This window comes from Clavibacter sp. B3I6 (assembly GCF_030816895.1).
Lineage (GTDB): Bacteria > Actinomycetota > Actinomycetes > Actinomycetales > Microbacteriaceae > Clavibacter.
Window position 1 is genome coordinate 3,062,208 of sequence record NZ_JAUSYL010000001.1, and the last position, 16,818, is coordinate 3,079,025.

A 16,818-nucleotide genomic window follows, 5' to 3' on the forward strand; every position below is an offset into this window, starting at 1 on the left:
GCAGGACGGGTGGTGCGGGGTGGTGCAGGCGGTGCCGGTCGGTGCGGTCAGCGGGGGAGGGGGCGGTCGAGCTCGTGGGCGGGCCGGAGGAGCGCGGCGCCGACGGAGGCGGCGGGCAGGTCGGGCGGCAGCAGGCGCACCCGGTCGGGGATGTCGAGGCTCGCGAGGAACGGCGACGTCGCGGCCTGCGACGCGAGTACGCCGAGCACGTCGTCGAGCAGGGGCGCGCCCAGCCGGCTGACGCCGCCGCCGATGACCACCGCCTCCACGTCGGCGGTGAGCACGAGGATCCGGACGGCGGCGGCGATGCCCTCCGCGAGCCGCAGCCGGATGCCGATCGCGGTCTCGTCGCCCGCCTCGGCGGCGCGGAGCATGTCGGCAGCGGCGTGCGCGCCGGATCCGCGCCACTGCCGCGCGATGCCCGCGCCCGAGGCCATGGTCTCGAGGCAGCCGCGCTGGCCGCACGGGCAGGGGAGGCCCGCGGGGTCGACGGGCACGTGCCCGATCTCTCCCGCGCCGCCGCGTGCGCCGCGGAGCAGCACCCCGTCGGTGACGAGCCCGGCGGCGAGCCCGGTGCCCACGTTGAGGTAGGCGAGCGATCCGCGGAGCCCGAGCAGGTGCGCGACGCCGAGGGCGGCCGCGTTGACGTCGTTCTCGACCGCGACCGGGACGCCCACGAGGCCCTCGAGCGCGCGGCCGAAGGGGAAGCCCTCGATGCCGAGGTTCACCGCGTGCTGCACGGCGCCGGTCCGGGGATCGACCATGCCGGGGATGCCGGCGCCCACGGACTCGACGGGCGGATGCCCGAGCCCGGCCACGAGGTCGGCGACGGCCTGGGCGGCGGTGGCGAGCACCGCGTCGGCGCCGTGACCCGTGGGGCGGCGGAGCGAGGAGACGACGGCGTCGGCCGCGTCGACGGCGACGGCCTCGACCTTGGTACCGCCGATGTCGAGTCCGATGCGCACCGGTGTCCTTCCCTGCGGTGTCCGAAGGCCGGGATCCGGCGGGGGCTGCGGCGCCGCGTTCGTTAGTAAACATTACAAACCCGACGGCCACAAGGTGTTCATCCCACCCCACTCCCGCACAAGGCCGTGTTTCCGGGAGATTTCGTGCCCGGATCGACGCCGAATGCTTGACACGCGTTTGTAAGGAGGATTTACTAACGCTCCAAGCAGTCGATGACGACCGGATGGAATGGAGATGGTGCACATGCCCGAAGGATCGGCCCCCGCCGCCTCCGCCACGGGGGGCGCGCGAGCCCGGCGCCCCGTGTCGAAGTCGCTCCCGCAGCACGCCCGCCTGCACAACCGCACGATGATGCTGCAGGCCCTCTTCCACCGCGGGGCCATGAGCCGGGCGGACCTCGCCCGCGAGTCGGGCCTCACCCGCCCCACCGTCTCCGTCCTCGTCGGGGAGCTCGCGGCCGACGGCATCGTCGCCGAGGTGGGCCAGCGCGAGGACCCCCGGGTCGGCAAGCCCGCGCAGCTCGTCGAGATCGACGCGGACTCCTTCCACATCGTCGCGCTCGACCTCTCGAACGGCCGCCGCTTCGTCGGCGCCGTCATGGACCTCCGCGGCGAGGTGCTCGCCGAGGCAGCCCTCGAGGTCGACGGCGCCACGGGCGACGCGGCCGTCGCCAAGGTCGTGCGCCTCGCGGAGCGCCTCGTGGCGCAGACGAGCCGCCGGCTCCTCGGGATCGCGGTCGGCGTGCCCGGCATCGTCGACGACGCGGGCGTGGTGCGGAAGGCCCTCGACCTCGCGTGGTCGGACGTGCCGCTGCGCGCCCTGCTCGCCGACCACTTCCGGGTGCCCGTCCGGATCGCCAACGACGCCAACCTGTCGGCCGTCGGCATGCACATGTTCGCCGAGGTCCCCGGGCAGAGCGTCATGGTCGTCACCATCGAGGACGGCGTGGGCGTCGGCCTCGTCATCGGCGGCGCGCTGGTGGAGGGCGAGCAGTTCTCGGCCGGCGAGATCGGCCACGTCACGGTGGGGGAGCCCGACGCGGGCGAGCCCTGCACGTGCGGCCGGTCGGGCTGCCTCGAGACCGTGATCGGCGCGCGCTACCTCGCGCGGCGCATCGCGGGCCTCGCGGGCGCCGACCGCGACGCCGTCCTCCGGGACGCCGGCCGCGCGCTCGGCGTGGTCATCGCCCCCGTCATCAGCGCCCTCAACCTCAACCACGTCGTCGTGACCGGACCCCGCGAGCTCATCGAGGGCCCGCTCCGCGACGCGACCGTCGCCACCATCCGGCAGCGCACCCTCGCCTCCGTCGGCGACGCGCTCTCGCTCCGCATGCGCGACGACGACGCCGACCTCGTGCTGCTGGGCGGGGCCTCGCTCATGCTGCAGACCGAGCTCGGCGTCTACTGACCCCCCCGACCGCACCGCCACACCCCGCACCGCACCGCACGCACCGATCCCAGGAGAACCACCATGCGACACATGAAGATGGGCGCCGTCACCGGCCTCGGCCTCGCGGCCGCCCTCGCCCTCACCGGCTGCTCGAGCGGCGGCACGACCGCGGCGGGCGACGGATCCGCCCAGGAGGTCGCCGCCACGAAGGGCGACGGGAAGACCCTGAACGTCTGGGTCATGACCGGCGACTACACGGACGCCACCATGGAGGCGATCAACGACGAGTTCACGGAGGCGACCGGCGCCGAGGTCAAGATCCAGACCCAGCAGTGGGACGGGATCACCACGAAGATCGCGACCGCGCTCTCCACCTCCACCCCGCCCGACGTGATCGACATCGGCAACACGCAGGTCGCGAGCTACGCCGCGAACGGCGGCCTGCTCGATCTCACGTCGTACCGCGACGACCTGGCGCAGGGCCAGACCTGGCTCGAGGGCCTCGAGGCGCCGGCCACGGTGGACGGCAAGCTCTACGCCGTCCCGGGCTTCGCCGGCGCCCGCGCCGTGATCTACAACAAGACCATGTGGGCGGACGCGGGCGTCACCGCGGCCCCGACCACCTACGAGGAGCTCACCGCGGCGCTCGAGGAGGTCGCCGCGGCGAACTCCGCGACCGACGGCTTCTCGCCCTTCTACATGCCGGGCCAGTACTGGTTCGCCGGCATGCAGTTCGTGTGGGACGCGGGTGGCCAGATCGCCACCGAGGCCGACGGCACGTGGGAGCCGGGCTTCAGCGCCCCCGAGGCGCAGCAGGGGCTCGCGGACTTCCAGGAGTTCCAGAACGCCTACTCGACCGCGGCCTCCCGCACGCTCGACACCACGGCGCCCGATCAGACGCAGGTCTTCGCGGACGGCACCACCAGCGCGATCCTCGCCTCGAACGGCTACATCGACATGATCAAGAAGGCGAACCCGGAGCTCACCGACGACGACCTCGGCAGCTTCCCGTTCCCCGGCAAGTCGGGCGACACGCAGCCCGTCATGCTGGGCGGCTCCGACTGGGGCATCGCCGCGAAGTCGACGAACGCCGAGCTCGCGCTGCAGTGGACGAAGATCGCCGCGAGCCCCGACATCCAGTCGGAGTGGGTGTTCGGCAACGACACCTGGATCCCGAACAGCGCCGAGGCCGTCGAGGCCGCGTCGGGCTCGCTGTCGGAGCTCGACAAGGGCTTCTTCGACGCCGCGCTCCGCTCGAACGCCACGCCGGCGAGCGGCAGCTGGGCGGACCTCGAGGGCGACAAGAGCATCAACCAGCTCTTCGCCGCCGTCGCCTCCGGGTCGAAGGCGCCCGAGGCCGCGGCCGCGGACTTCGACTCCGCCGCCGACGAGAAGCTCAACGCCGAGTAGCGCCACCGGGGCGCCGCCGGCCACGTCGGCGGCGCCCCACCCCACCGGGCCCCGGCTCCGCTCCCCGCGACACCCGCACCACCATCCGAAGGAGGCCTCGTGGCCCTCACCCGCACGAGCCCCGCGCCGCGCCGCGGATCGCCCGCCCCGACCGGCTCGCCCCGACGGTCGACCGCCCGCCGCGGCAGCAGCGCACCCGCCTGGCTGCTCTCGCCCGCCGGCCTCGTGCTGCTGGTCGTGCTCGTCGCGCCCATCGTGTACCTGGTCGTCACGTCCACCACCGACTCCGACCAGCGCACCCTCTACACGGGGGCGTACCAGAGCGTCGGGCTCGGCAACTACGTCGACCTCGTGCAGGACCCGGCCTTCTGGGCGTCGCTCGTGCGCACGATCCTCTTCACGGCCGCCATGGTCATCGGCAGCGTCGCCATCGGCACGGGCGTCTCGCACCTCATGACGCGGATCAGCACGCCGTTCCGCTACGCCGTCACGATCGTGCTGATCTTCGCCTGGGCCATGCCCAACGTCGCGTCCTCGCTCGTGTGGAAGTGGCTGTTCCAGCCGGGCTACGGGGTCGTCAACTGGCTGCTCACGCAGGTCGGCGTCTTCGGCGACATGACCGACGTCGACTGGTCGAACGACGCGTTCCTCGCCTACACGTCCATCTGGATGCTCATCGTGTGGCAGGCGGTGCCGTTCATCGCGCTGACGCTGTACGCGGCGGAGACGCAGATCCCGCCGGAGCTGAAGGAGGCCGTGCGCCTCGACGGCGCCTCGGAGCTCGCGGTGTACCGCGCCATCACGCTGCCGTTCCTCACGCCCACGCTGCTGCTCGTGACGATCCTCTCGGTGATCTGGGACTACAACGTCTTCAACCAGATCTGGCTCGTCTCGCAGGGAGGCCCGGACGACGCGACCTCCACGCTCGGCGTCTTCACCTACACGACCGCGTTCGTCGGCTTCGAGCTCGGGCAGGGCGCGGCGATCTCGGTCGTCACGACGCTGCTCCTGCTGGTCCTCACCGCGTTCTACATCCGCAACCTCATCCGATCGGGAGAAGACCTGTGACCACGACAGCGCCCGCGGGCACCGGGGCCGTGCCGCCCGAGACCGAGGAGGAGGCCTCCGCGGTCGTCGCGGGCGGGATGCGCGAGCGTCGCGGCGTCGCACGCTCGACCCGCAGACGGCGCCGGCGTCCGTGGATCGGCGACTCGATCGCCGCGGTCTTCTGCGTCGTCTGGATCTTCCCCGTCTACTGGATGGTGAACACGGCGTTCAAGCCGCGTTCCGAGTCCATGAGCCGCACGCCGGGCTTCCTGCCCTCCGACCCCACGCTGTCCAACTTCGTGGCCGCGTTCACCAACGGCGACTTCCTGCTGTACCTGCGGAACTCCGCGGTGGTCGTCACGGGCGCGGTCGTGCTCTCCATCGTGCTGGGGCTGCTGGCGGCCGCCGCGCTGTCGCGGTTCTCGTTCCGCGGGCGCCGGCCGATCATGGTCGCGATCCTCGTGGTGCAGATGCTGCCCGCGACCGCGCTGCTCATCCCGCAGTTCCTGATCTTCACCCAGATCGGCCTCATCGGCACCTACCTCGGCCTCGTGCTCGCCTACGTCGGCGCGGTGCTGCCCTTCACCATCTGGGTCATGCGCGGCTTCTTCCTCGCGATCCCGGTGGAGCTGGAGGAGGCGGCCCGCATCGACGGCTGCTCGACCTGGCAGGTGCTCACGAGGATCCTGTTCCCGCTCGTGATGCCCGGCATCATCGCCTCGAGCGTGTTCGCGTTCATCGCGGCGTGGAACGACTACATCGTCGCCAACACGTTCATGCAGGACCAGTCGCACTACACGCTGCCCGTGTGGCTCGCGTCCTTCACCACACAGACCACCGGCACCGACTTCGGTGCCCAGATGGCCGCATCGGTGCTCTTCTCGCTGCCGGTCGTGGTCTTCTTCATGATCATCCAACGCAACCTGGTGTCCGGCATGTCCGCCGGCGCCGTGAAGGGCTGACCCCGCATGACCACCCCGATCGCCGTCATCCCCGCCCCCGTCTCGCTCGTGCCGGGCTCGGGCTCCCTCCTGCTCGACGCCCGCACCCGGATCCAGGCGCCCGACGCGCTCGCCGCGACCGTCGCCTGGCTGCAGTCCGCGCTCCGGCCCGCGACCGGGTTCCCGTTCGCCTCCACGACCGAGGAGGCGCCCGGCGCGATCTCCCTCGCGCTCGACCCCGGCCTCGCGGCGGGCAGCCACACGCTCGACGCGACCGCGGAGGGCGTCCGGATCCGCGGGGGCGACGAGGCCGCCGTCTTCGCCGCGTGCCAGACGCTCCTCCAGCTGCTGCCGCCCCAGGTGCTCCGCCGGGCGCCGGTCGCGGGCGTCGCATGGACCGTGCCCGCCGTGGCGATCGAGGACGCGCCCCGGTTCCGCTGGCGCGGCGCGATGCTCGACGTCGCCCGCCACTTCCTCCCCAAGCACGACGTGCTGCGCTTCATCGACCTCATGGCGATGCACAAGCTCAACACCCTGCACTGGCACCTCACCGACGACCAGGGCTGGCGGATCGAGATCCGCCGCTACCCGCGGCTCACCGAGGTGGGCTCCTGGCGCACCGAGACGCAGGTCGGCGCCACGGCGGAGTCGCCCGGCGACGGCCGCCCGCACGGCGGCTGGTACACGCAGGACGACATCCGCGAGGTCGTCGCCTACGCGGCCGCGCGCCACATCGACGTGGTGCCCGAGATCGACGTGCCGGGACACTCGGTGGCCGCCATCGCCGCGTACCCGGAGCTCGGCGTCGGGAGCGCGGACCAGCCGCGGGCCGTGCACACGCGCTGGGGGATCATCCACGACGTCCTCAACATGGAGGAGTCGACGCTCGCGTTCTACCGCGACGTGCTCGACGAGGTGATGGAGCTGTTCCCGTCGCGGTACGTCGGCATCGGCGGCGACGAGTGCCCCCGCGACCAGTGGGCCGAGGACCCGCGCACGCAGGAGCTCATGCGCGAGCGCGGCTTCACCGATGAGCTGGAGCTGCAGAGCTGGTTCATCGGCGGGCTCGACGCCCACATCACCGCCGCCGGCCGCACCATGTACGGCTGGGACGAGATCCTCGAGGGCGCGGTGTCCGCCTCCGCGGTCGTCGCGTCGTGGCGGGGCATGACGGGCGCGATCACCGCCGCCCGCCGCGGCCACGACGTGGTCGCCTGCCCCGACGACCAGGTGTACCTCGACTACCGGCAGTCGGACGGCCCGGACGAGCCGATCCCCGTCTCCATCCCGCTCACGCTCGAGGACGTGCTCGCGTTCGAGCCGGTGCCGGACGCGCTCACGCCCGAGGAGGCGGAGCACGTGCTCGGCGGCCAGGCCAACATCTGGACCGAGCACATGGACTCGCCCCGCACCATCGACTACCTCGTCTTCCCGCGGCTGTCGGCGCTCGCGGAGGCCGTGTGGTCGCCGCGGCCTGCGGGCGGCACGCGGGACGTGGAGGACTTCCGCGCGCGCCTCGCCGTGCACCTGGAGCGGCTCGACGCGTTCGGGGTCGAGTACCGCCGCGACTCCGGGCCGATGCCGTGGCAGCGGCGGCCCGGCGTCGTCGGGCGGCCGGCGACGCGCGAGGAGCGCCAGGCGTACATCGACGGCATCGTCGCGAGCATCGCGCAGTGAGGGCCGTGACCGCGCCCGCGCGGCCGTCCGCTGGCGTCCGCGTCCGCCCGTCCGCCTCCCGCGCCGAGGGGGTGCGCGCGTGGAGGTGATCATCCTGCCGACGGCCGAGGAGGTCGGCCGCGTGGCCGCGGGCCGCGTCGCCGCCGTCGTCGCGCGCGACCCCGAGGCGGTCGTCGGCCTCGCCACGGGATCCAGCCCCGAGGGGATCTACGCGGACCTCCGCCGTCGCGTCGACGCCGGCGAGGTCTCCTTCGCCCGCGCGCGCGGCTTCGCGCTCGACGAGTACGTGGGCATCCCGCTCGAGCACCCCGAGTCGTACGCGAGCGTCATCGCGCGCGACGTGGTCGGGCCGCTCGGCTTCGACCCCGCGCGTGTGCGCGTGCCCGACGGCCGCGCCGCGGACCTGCGTGCGGCCGCCGAGGAGTACGACCGGGCGATCCGCGACGCGGGCGGCATCGCCGTGCAGATCCTCGGGATCGGCGCGAACGGGCACATCGGCTTCAACGAGCCGACGTCGTCGCTCGCGTCGCGCACCCGGATCAAGACGCTCGCCCCCGCGACCCGCGAGGCGAACGCCCGCTTCTTCGACTCCCTCGACGACGTGCCCACCCACTGCATGACGCAGGGGCTCGGCACGATCCTCGAGGCCGGCCGGCTCGTGCTCGTGGCGCAGGGGGAGGGCAAGGCGGCCGCCATCGCCGCGGCCGTCGAGGGGCCGCTCACCTCCTTCGTGCCGGGCAGCGCGCTGCAGCTGCACGAGCACGCGGTGGTCGTGCTGGACGAGGCGGCGGCGTCCCGGCTGACGCTCCGCGACTACTACCGGCACACGTACGCGAACAAGCCCGCATGGCAGCGCATCCCGTGAGCGGCACGACGCTCCTCCGCGCGGCGCGGGCGGTCGACGCGCGGGGCGCCGTCGACGAGGCGTGGGTCCTCCTCGACGGGGACGCGATGGCGGCCCTCGGCAGCGGGCGGGAGACGCCGGCCGCCGACCGCGTCGTCGACCTCGGCGACGCGACGCTCGTACCCGGCTTCGTCGACCTGCATGTGCACGGCGGCGCCGGCGGATCCCACGACGACGGGCCGGACGGGATCCGCGCGGCCGTCACCCTGCACCGGCGGCACGGCACGACGCGGTCGGTCCTCAGCCTCGTCGCGAACCCCGTGCCCGACCTCGCGCGGTCGCTCGCCGGGATCCGCGCGGTGATGGCCGAGGACCCGACCGTGCTCGGCGCCCACCTCGAGGGCCCGTTCCTGTCACCGGCCGCGGCGGGGGCGCACGCGCACGCGCACCTCGTGGATCCGACGCCCGCGCGCATCGACGCCCTGCTGGAGGCGGGGGAGGGCGTGCTCCGGCAGGTCACCATCGCGCCCGAGCTCGACGGCGCGCTCGACGCGATCGGACGCCTGGTCGCGCACGGCGTGGTCGCGGCCGTCGGGCACACGACGTGCTCGGGCGCGACCGCCCGAGCCGCCTTCGACGCGGGCGCGACCGTGCTCACGCACGCGTTCAACGCGATGCCGGGCATCCACCACCGCCAGCCGGGGCCGATCATGGCGGCGCTCGCCGACGAGCGGGTGACGCTCGAGCTGATCCTCGACGGCGTCCACGTGGCGCCCGCGGTCGCCGGGCTGCTGTTCCGGGAGGCGCCCGGCCGCGTCGCGCTCATCACCGACGCGATGGCGGCGGCCGGATCCGCGGACGGCCGGTACCGCCTCGGCGAGCTCGAGGTGGAGGTCGCGGACGGCATCGCCCGGCTCGCGGGAGCGGACACGATCGCGGGCTCCACCCTCACGCAGGACGCGGCCCTCCGGATCGCGGTGCACGAGGTCGGCCTCGCGCTGCCGGACGCCGTGGCCGCGCTCACCCTCGTCCCCGCGCGGGCGCTCCGGCTCGACGACCGGATCGGCCTGCTGCGCGCCGGTCACGCGGCCGACGTCGTGGCCCTCACGCCCGACCTGCAGGTCTCCCGCGTGTGGGCGGACGGGCGGGAGCTGTCGCCGGGCTGACCGCGCACCGGGCGCGGCCCGTCGCGCGCCTCAGCGTCCGTCGGCCAGCGACGCCTGGATCGTGCGGATGTGCGCGCCCAGCTCCCCGGAGGCCAGGAGTCCCGGGCCGAGCGGGCCCGACGGATCCGTCCCGAGGAGCGGGAGGAGCCGCAGCGCGGACCGCACGGGGTCGGTGAGGAGCGCCAGCTGCGCGGCGATCTCCTGCATCGCGCGCGACGGGTCGCCGGGTGCGGCGGCGGCCGCGGCCTTCGCGGCGTACGCGGCCGCGCCCAGTCCGTGCGCGCCCATGTGCGCGACGCCCGCGGCCTGCCCCGCCGACCAGGCGGCGGCGCGCGCGGACGGCGACGTCACGACCTGCGCGGCGCGGTTCGCCACGAAGCGGCGCCGGATCTCCCCGGCCGTGTCGAGCTCGCCGCGCGCGAAGCCCCGCGCGCGGGCGATGGCGTCGCGCGGTCGGTCGTCGTCCGGTGCCTCGACCACGAACAGGGGCAGCACGCGCAGGGCGCAGTCCGCCGCCCACGCGGCGACGAGGCGCCGGTCGGTCTCGCTCAACGTCTGCGGGGAGGGCATGCCAGCACCCTCGCACACGCGCGACCCGACGGGTCAGGCCTCGTCGCGGTAGACCACGCGGCGCTCCCCGGCGCGGACGGCCGCGGACAGGCGGTTCCCGGCGGGCGGGAGCGGGCAGTTCATCCAGTCGGAGAAGCCGCAGGGCGGGACGACGGCGCGCGTGAAGTCGAGGGTCACGGGTCCGTCGCCGTCCGGGCGGGGGAGGAAGAGGAAGCGGCTGGGCGCGTAGCTCTCGCGGCCCGTGGTGGCGTCGGCGAAGACGAGCTGCAGGCGGTCGCCGTCCGCGAAGGCGCTGAGGCGCACCTCCTCACCCTCGATCTCCACGACGATGTCGCCCGGCACGGGCAGCTCCCGCGTGCGCCCCTGGTCGGCGATGTGCTCGAACGGGATCACGCGGTCGTCGTCGACGCGCTCGAAGCGGCCCTCGAGGATCCACTCGGGCGCGTACGGGTAGACCTCGATGTCCTCGAACGCGCGGTTGCGGGGGCTCGCGGAGTCCCAGAGCCGGTAGCCGTGCTCGGGCTCGCCGGTCTCCAGCGAGGTGCGCTCGATGCGCGTGAGCTGCACGGTGTCGGGCTGCCCCTCGAGCGCCTCGAGGTCGCTGACCTCCTGGCCGGGAGCGAGCCACGTCGTCTGGATCAGCGCGAGGCTGCCGAACGGGCTCGTCACGGCGGCGAGGCGGGCGCGGTGCCAGGCCTCGTAGCGGGCGAGGGCGTCGGGGTCGGCGGCGTCGGGGCGGGCGGCATCGGTCGTCGTGTCGGTCACGTGAGGGTCAACGCGCCCGGTCCGGCCGCATTCCCGCCGCGCGCGTCGTCGCCGCGTGCACGTGCCGGCGCACGGGCCCGGGTGCGCCGCGCGGAGCCCGCGCGGAGGCGACGGGTATTGACTGGGCGCACCGACGGAAGGACGCTCCCATGGCACGCACGGTCGCCGACCAGCTCATCGCCCAGCTCATCGAGGCGGGGGTGAGCCGGATCTACGGGGTCGTCGGCGACAGCCTCAACCCGGTCGTCGACGCCGTGCGGCGCACGGGCGGGAGCCGCAAGGGCGGCATCGACTGGATCCACGTGCGGCACGAGGAGGCGGGCGCGTTCGCCGCCTCGGCCGAGGCGCAGCTCACCGGGAAGCTCGCCGTGTGCGCCGGATCCTGCGGGCCCGGCCACCTGCACCTCATCAACGGCCTCTACGACGCGCACCGCTCGGGCGCGCCCGTGCTCGCGATCGCCAGCCACATCACCACGAACCAGATCGGCTCCGGCTACTTCCAGGAGACGCACCCCGACCGCCTCTTCGTCGAGTGCTCGCACTACACGGAGATGATCTCGACCGCGGTGCAGGCGCCCCGCGTCGTCGACCAGGCCATGCGGCACTCCCTCGCGCTCGGCGGCGTCAGCGTCATCACGCTGCCCGGCGACGTCGCCGAGTTCGAGGCGGAGGGCGAGGCACCGACGTTCACGCTGCCGCGCCGGCCCGCGATCGTCCCGGCCGAGGAGGACGTGCGCGCGCTCGCCGCCGCCATCGACGAGGCGAGGAGCGTCGCGATCTTCGCGGGTCGCGGCGCCGGATCCGCGCACGCCGAGCTCATGGAGCTGGCCGACCGGATCGCCGCACCCGTCGGCCACTCGCTGCGCGGCAAGGACGTGATCCAGCAGGACAACCCGTTCGACGTGGGCATGACGGGCCTCATCGGCTACGGCGCGGCGGCCGCGGGCATCTCCGGCGCCGACCTCCTGATCCTCATCGGCACCGACTTCCCCTACGACCAGTTCCTGCCCGGCAAGGAGGTGCGGACGGCGCAGATCGACATCGCGCCCGAGCGCCTCGGCCGACGCACCGACGTCGACATCGCGATCCACGGCGACGCGCTCTCCACGATCCGCGCGGTGCTGCCGCTCGTGCAGCGGAAGACCGACCGGCGGTTCCTCGAGAAGCTGCTGAAGGAGCAGGACAGGAAGGTCGAGCAGGTCGTCGGCGCGTACACGTCGAAGGCGGAGAAGCTGAAGCCGATCCACCCCGAGTACGCGGCGAGCATCCTCGACGAGGTCGCGGCCGACGACGCCGTCTTCCTCAGCGACACCGGCATGTGCAACGTGTGGAGCGCGCGCTACCTCACCCCGAACGGCCGCCGGCGGATGCTCGGCTCGCTCGTGCACGGGTCCATGGCCAACGCGCTGCCGATGGCCATCGGCGCGCAGGTCGCCCAGCCGGGCCGCCAGGTGGTCTCGGTCTCGGGCGACGGCGGGCTGTCCATGCTGATGGGCGAGCTCGTCACGGTCGCCGCGTACGGGCTGCCGGTGAAGGTCGTCGTGTTCAACAACTCGACGCTCGGTCTCGTGAAGGTGGAGATGCTGGTCGACGGGATCCCCGACTTCGGGGTCGACGTGCCCATGGTCGACTACGCGGCCGTCGCGGCCGCGCTCGGGATCCACTCCCAGCGCGTCGAGGACCCGGCCGACATCCGCGGCGCCCTCGAGGCCGCGTTCGCGCACGACGGGCCCGCGCTCGTCGACCTCGTGACCGACCCGATGGCCCTGTCGATCCCGCCGGAGATCACCGCCGCGCAGGTGAAGGGCTTCGCGCTGTCGATGTCCAAGATCGTGATGAACGGCGGCGTCGGCGAGGCCGTGAAGCTCGCCCGCTCGAACCTGCGGAACATCCCGCGGCCCTGAGCCGTTCCGCCTGGGGGCCGGTCCCGCCTGCGCGCGGTCGGCCCTCGCACCCCGTCCCGTCCCACCCCGCACGTCCCACCCGAGGAGCCACCATGTCCCAGCCCGTCGTCGTCACCGCCGTGTTCACGCCCGTCGAGGGGAGGCGGGACGAGGCCGTCGCCGCCCTCTCCCGCGGCATTGCCGAGGTCCACGAGGAGGACGGGTGCGAGGTCTACGCCATCCACGACGCCCCCGACGGCACGATCGTCATGCTCGAGAAGTGGTCGTCCGCGGAGGCCCTCGATGCGCACGGGGCGGGCGAGCCCGTCGCGCGGATGGTGGCGTCGCTCGAGGGCCTGATCACCGGCCCCGCCGTGGTGACGCGCCTCGCGCCCATCCCGGCGGGCACCGAGCTGCAGGGCGCGCTCTAGGCGGCAGGCCCGCGCGCCCCGCACGCCCCGCGCGGTCAGCCGACCTCGACCAGCGTGATCCCCGCCGAGCGGTCGCCCGACGCCAGCGCCTCGAGCGCGGCCGGGGCGTCCTCGAGCGGGATGCGGTGCTCGATGAGCAGCTCCGGACGGAGCGCGCCTGACGCGACCATCGCCATCAGCTCGGCGTAGTCGTGCGCGGGCATGCCGTGGCTGCCGTGCAGGCTCAGCTCCCGGCCGATGATCACGGGGACCGGCACCGCGGGCTCGCTCGCGAACAGGCCGATCTGCACCTGCCGGCCCGTCGGCGCGAGCGCGAGCAGGCTGATCCGCAGGGTCGACTCGCGGCCGAGCGCCTCCACCGACACCTGGACGCCCTCGGGCGCGGCCGTGCGGATCGCGGCGAGCACGTCCTCCTCGGCGAGCCCGGACGAGTCGATCGCGTGCGCGGCGCCGAGCTCGGTGGCGCGCGCGAGGGCGGCCGGGTCGATGTCGACCGCGATGACCTCGGCGCCCACGGCGACCCCGATCATCACGGCGCTGAGGCCCACGCCGCCGCAGCCGACGACGACGAGGCGCTCGCCCGGCCGGATGCGCGCCCGGTGCACGAGCCCGCGGAACGCCGTGGCGAACCGGCAGCCGAGGAGGGCGGCGGCGCCCGCGTCGAGGTCGTCGGGCACGGGGATCAGGTTCACGTCGGCGTCGTGCAGCACGACCAGCTCGGCGAAGGACCCCCAGTGGGTGAAGCCCGGCTGCGTCTGGTCGCGGCACACCTGGCCGTTCCCGGCCAGGCACTCGGGGCAGCGGCCGCACGCGCAGACGAAGGGGACGGTGACGCGGTCGCCCGCGCGGAAGCGCGTGACCTCGGGACCCGCGGCGTGGATCCGCCCGACCAGCTCGTGGCCCGGCACCTGGGGGAGCGCGATGCCGTCGTCGTGGCCGAGCCAGCCGTGCGCGTCGCTGCGGCAGACGCCGGTGGCCTCGACGCGCACGACGACCCCGCGCGCGGAGGGGACGGGGTCCGGCAGGTCGCGGACGACGGGCGTCGCGCCGAACTCCTCGTAGACGACGGCGCGCATGGGGGCTCCTCGGGTGGTGCGGGATCGGGTGAGCCCTCCACGCTATCCGAGCGGGCGCGGCGACCCGAGCGGCCCGAGCGACCCGAGCGGCCCGCGCTGGCAGACTGGGCGCGTGACCCGCACCCCCGCCGCCGCCCCCGCGTTCACCCGACCGTCGCTCGCCCCGGGGCTCCTCGGGGCCATCGTGCTGCTGGCCGGGTTCGCGGTGATCGACGGGGACCTCTTCACCGTCGTGCGGTTCGCGGTGTCGATCCTCGCGCTCATCATGATCGTGTTCTCGCTCCGCGCCCGCAGCTGGTGGAGCGCGGCGCTGCTCGCGGGCGTCGCCGTGATGTGGAACCCCGTCGCCGTGATCCCGGTCGAGGCGACGACGTGGCAGTCGCTGCAGTACGTCGCCGCGATCGTCTTCATCGCGGCCGGCATCCTCGTGAAGGTGCCGGTCAGCTCATCTCCACCCCGGAGGTAGTGCCGAACTCGCGCTCCTCCGTGAGGCCGCGGCGGAGGAAGGCCACGATCTCGTCGAGCGAGCGGCGCGTGAGCTGCGGATCCACGCGGGGCAGCGCGAGCCACCCGCGGTCGGCGTTCGGCAGCGTCACGAGCCGGGACTTGACGCCCGCGGCGCGCAGCTCGGAGACGGCGGCCACCAGGCGCTGACGGCGGGGATCCCCGGCGCCCGTGTGGATGAGGTTCGACGGCAGGTCGCGGAGGCCCCGCGGGCCGGACCCGGTGCGCGAGCTGTCGTCCGCGGCGATGTCGCCCGAGGGCAGCGTGCCCGAGGGGCTCACGAGCACCAGGCGCAGCACGGACGGCCCGCCGGTGTCGCGGGCCGTGGCCGTGACGCGGAGCGCGAGGTCGGCGCCCGGACCGTCGCCGAGGACGCCGAGGCGCTCGGGCGTCCCGTTCCAGCCGGCCGTGCGCGCCGCGATCCAGCGCATCCCGGCGAGGGCGAGCGCGTCGTCGTCGGTCGGCATGCTCACGACCACCGCGCGGAGCTCCGTGGCGAGGGTCGACGGCAGCCAGTCGCCGCGGATCCGCGGGAACACCACGACGACGGGGGATCCGGTCTTACCCAGGTCGTGATCCGGCGGCAGCCAGACGTCGAGGTCGAGCGGCGGGCCCTGCTCGCCCGCGGTGCGGCGATCCACCGTGGTGCCGGCCGCCTGCGACCCGCGGAGCGCGCGTGCGGCCTCGGGGAACTCGCGCCCCGCCCACCAGAGGAGCCGGCTGCGGGTCGGGACGGCGGTGCGGTCGGCCATCACGCGTCCTGCGCGTCGACGGCGGGCAGCTCGGCCGGGGCGGCCTCCGAGGGACGCGTCTCGCGACCGCCGCGCGGGACGGCGCCGTGGCCCTCGGGTACGCGCTCGCCCTCCCGGACGGGACCGGGGGGCGTACCGTCGCCGAAGGGGCGACCGCCCAGCTCCTCGCGCCCGTGCGGCTCCAGCCAGCCCCAGGTCTCGGGGCCGACGGGCACGACGCGCGTCGGGTTGATGTCGGTGTGCGTCAGGTAGTAGTGCTGCTTGATCTGCACGAAGTCGATGGTGTCGCCGAAGCCGGGCGTCTGGAACAGGTCGCGCGCGTACGCCCACAGCACGGGCATCTCCGCGAGCTTCTGCCGGTTGCACTTGAAGTGCCCGTGGTACACGGCGTCGAAGCGCGCGAGCGTGGTGAAGAGGCGGACGTCGGCCTCGGTGATCGTGTCGCCCACGAGGTAGCGCTGCGTGGCGAGGCGCTCGCTCAGCCAGTCGAGCCGGGAGAAGAGGCGGTCGTACGCCTTCTCGTACGCCTCCTGCGATCCCGCGAAGCCGCAGCGGTACACGCCGTTGTTCACGTCGCGAAAGACGAGGTCGGCGACCTCGTCGATCTCCGCGCGGAGGTGCTCGGGGTAGAGGTCGGGCGCGCCCTCCCGGTGGTGCTCGGTCCACTCGGTGGAGAGGTCGAGCGTGATCTGCGGGTAGTCGTTGGTGACCACCTGGCCGGAGGGGATGTCGACGAGGGCCGGCACCGTGATCCCGCGCGGGTAGTCGGGGAAGCGCGCGAAGAACGCCTCCTGCAGGCGCTCGATGCCGAGGACGGGGTCGCGCCCGTCGGGGTCGAGGTCGAAGGTCCAGCTGCGGGCGTCGTGCGTGGGGCCGGGGAGGCCGAGCGAGATGGCGTCCTCGAGGCCGAGCAGGCGGCGCACGATCACGGAGCGGTTGGCCCACGGGCAGGCGCGCGCCGCGACGAGCCGGTAGCGGCCGGCCTCGACCGGCCAGCCCTGCGAGCCGTCTCGGAGGATGCGGTCCTCGATGTAGTTCGTGTCGCGGGTGAACTCACCCTCCTCGACGTAGCGGCCGGGGGAGCCCGCCTCGTTGGTACCGGTGGGTGTCGCCTGATCCGTCATCCGTCCAGCGTAGGCCGGACGGCCCGCGGCGACCGGGCCGGGATGCGCTCCGGCACCGGACGGATCGCCGGGGGACGCGCGGCGGATCAGGGCACGCGGCGGTCCCGGCGTGCCCTAAACTCCTCATGTGCCCGTCCTCCCCGAGGCGGCCGGGCGCAGGCGGCGGACCCGCATCCCACCCCCGACCCGGAACCCCGGTTGCTCGAGGAAGGTCCCCTCGCCACCGTCCGACCGCACGCGTCACCGTGCGCGACGGGCGCTGAGTCCTTCCGA

Annotated in this window: 16 protein-coding genes; 10 read left to right on the forward strand and 6 right to left on the reverse strand. The window is 74.1% G+C overall.

The window, feature by feature from the left end; translation table 11 throughout:
• Positions 1–47: 47 nt before the first annotated feature.
• Positions 48–965: an ROK family protein gene (locus QFZ62_RS14780; protein WP_307507248.1), complete on the reverse strand. Its 918-nt coding sequence runs from the start codon at positions 963–965 to the stop codon at positions 48–50.
• A gap of 304 nt (positions 966–1,269) precedes the next feature.
• On the opposite strand from QFZ62_RS14780, the gene QFZ62_RS14785 reads away from it, so the two are divergent.
• The 7 genes from QFZ62_RS14785 (at position 1,270) to nagA (ending at position 9,440) form a co-directional block, all read left to right on the forward strand.
• On the forward strand, positions 1,270–2,373 hold the full coding sequence (locus tag QFZ62_RS14785) for an ROK family transcriptional regulator (RefSeq protein WP_307507251.1): 1,104 nt from the start codon (positions 1,270–1,272) through the stop codon (positions 2,371–2,373).
• Positions 2,374–2,436: 63 nt separating this feature from the next.
• On the forward strand, positions 2,437–3,765 hold the full coding sequence (locus QFZ62_RS14790) for an extracellular solute-binding protein (RefSeq protein WP_307507254.1): 1,329 nt from the start codon (positions 2,437–2,439) through the stop codon (positions 3,763–3,765).
• Positions 3,766–3,864: 99 nt separating this feature from the next.
• Positions 3,865–4,833: a carbohydrate ABC transporter permease gene (locus QFZ62_RS14795; RefSeq protein WP_307507257.1), complete on the forward strand. Its 969-nt coding sequence runs from the start codon at positions 3,865–3,867 to the stop codon at positions 4,831–4,833.
• Entirely contained in the window at positions 4,830–5,774 is a 945-nt protein-coding gene (locus QFZ62_RS14800) for a carbohydrate ABC transporter permease (RefSeq protein ID WP_307507259.1), read from the forward strand. The genes QFZ62_RS14795 and QFZ62_RS14800 overlap by 4 nt, the downstream gene beginning before the upstream one ends.
• Positions 5,775–5,780: 6 nt before the next feature.
• On the forward strand, positions 5,781–7,430 hold the full coding sequence (locus tag QFZ62_RS14805; RefSeq protein WP_307507261.1) for a beta-N-acetylhexosaminidase: 1,650 nt from the start codon (positions 5,781–5,783) through the stop codon (positions 7,428–7,430).
• Between the two features lie 79 nt (positions 7,431–7,509).
• On the forward strand, positions 7,510–8,295 hold the full coding sequence (gene nagB / locus QFZ62_RS14810) for a glucosamine-6-phosphate deaminase (RefSeq protein ID WP_307507264.1): 786 nt from the start codon (positions 7,510–7,512) through the stop codon (positions 8,293–8,295).
• The gene (gene nagA, locus QFZ62_RS14815) at positions 8,277–9,440 is read left to right on the forward strand and encodes an N-acetylglucosamine-6-phosphate deacetylase (protein ID WP_307507266.1); all 1,164 of its coding nucleotides are present in this window, start codon (positions 8,277–8,279) and stop codon (positions 9,438–9,440) included. The genes nagB and nagA overlap by 19 nt, the downstream gene beginning before the upstream one ends.
• Positions 9,441–9,470: 30 nt before the next feature.
• On the opposite strand, the gene QFZ62_RS14820 is transcribed toward nagA, so the two are convergent.
• Both QFZ62_RS14820 and QFZ62_RS14825 read right to left on the reverse strand, forming a co-directional pair.
• A complete protein-coding gene (locus QFZ62_RS14820; RefSeq protein WP_307507269.1) occupies positions 9,471–10,010 on the reverse strand; it encodes a putative immunity protein in 540 nt (179 codons plus the stop codon).
• A gap of 33 nt (positions 10,011–10,043) precedes the next feature.
• Complete coding sequence (locus QFZ62_RS14825) at positions 10,044–10,775, reverse strand: DUF1684 domain-containing protein (RefSeq protein ID WP_307507272.1); 732 nt, start codon at positions 10,773–10,775, stop codon at positions 10,044–10,046.
• 149 nt (positions 10,776–10,924) lie between these two features.
• On the opposite strand from QFZ62_RS14825, the gene QFZ62_RS14830 reads away from it, so the two are divergent.
• Both QFZ62_RS14830 and QFZ62_RS14835 read left to right on the forward strand, forming a co-directional pair.
• Positions 10,925–12,679 (forward strand): pyruvate dehydrogenase, encoded by a 1,755-nt coding sequence (locus QFZ62_RS14830; RefSeq protein ID WP_307507275.1) that lies wholly within the window; start codon positions 10,925–10,927, stop codon positions 12,677–12,679.
• A gap of 92 nt (positions 12,680–12,771) precedes the next feature.
• A complete protein-coding gene (locus QFZ62_RS14835; protein WP_307507277.1) occupies positions 12,772–13,089 on the forward strand; it encodes a putative quinol monooxygenase in 318 nt (105 codons plus the stop codon).
• Between the two features lie 35 nt (positions 13,090–13,124).
• On the opposite strand, the gene QFZ62_RS14840 is transcribed toward QFZ62_RS14835, so the two are convergent.
• Positions 13,125–14,165 (reverse strand): zinc-dependent alcohol dehydrogenase family protein, encoded by a 1,041-nt coding sequence (locus QFZ62_RS14840; RefSeq protein WP_307507280.1) that lies wholly within the window; start codon positions 14,163–14,165, stop codon positions 13,125–13,127.
• 112 nt (positions 14,166–14,277) lie between these two features.
• Between QFZ62_RS14840 and QFZ62_RS14845 the strand changes: the two genes are divergently transcribed.
• Positions 14,278–14,631 carry a DUF6804 family protein gene (locus tag QFZ62_RS14845; RefSeq protein WP_307507283.1) on the forward strand — a complete coding sequence of 118 codons (354 nt, stop codon included), beginning with the start codon at positions 14,278–14,280 and terminating at the stop codon, positions 14,629–14,631.
• On the opposite strand, the gene QFZ62_RS14850 is transcribed toward QFZ62_RS14845, so the two are convergent.
• On the reverse strand, positions 14,606–15,421 hold the full coding sequence (locus QFZ62_RS14850) for an alpha/beta hydrolase (RefSeq protein ID WP_307507285.1): 816 nt from the start codon (positions 15,419–15,421) through the stop codon (positions 14,606–14,608). The two genes, QFZ62_RS14845 and QFZ62_RS14850, sit on opposite strands and share 26 nt — an antisense overlap.
• On the reverse strand, positions 15,421–16,545 hold the full coding sequence (locus QFZ62_RS14855; protein WP_307507288.1) for a glutathione S-transferase family protein: 1,125 nt from the start codon (positions 16,543–16,545) through the stop codon (positions 15,421–15,423). The genes QFZ62_RS14850 and QFZ62_RS14855 overlap by 1 nt, the downstream gene beginning before the upstream one ends.
• Positions 16,546–16,818: the final 273 nt, after the last annotated feature.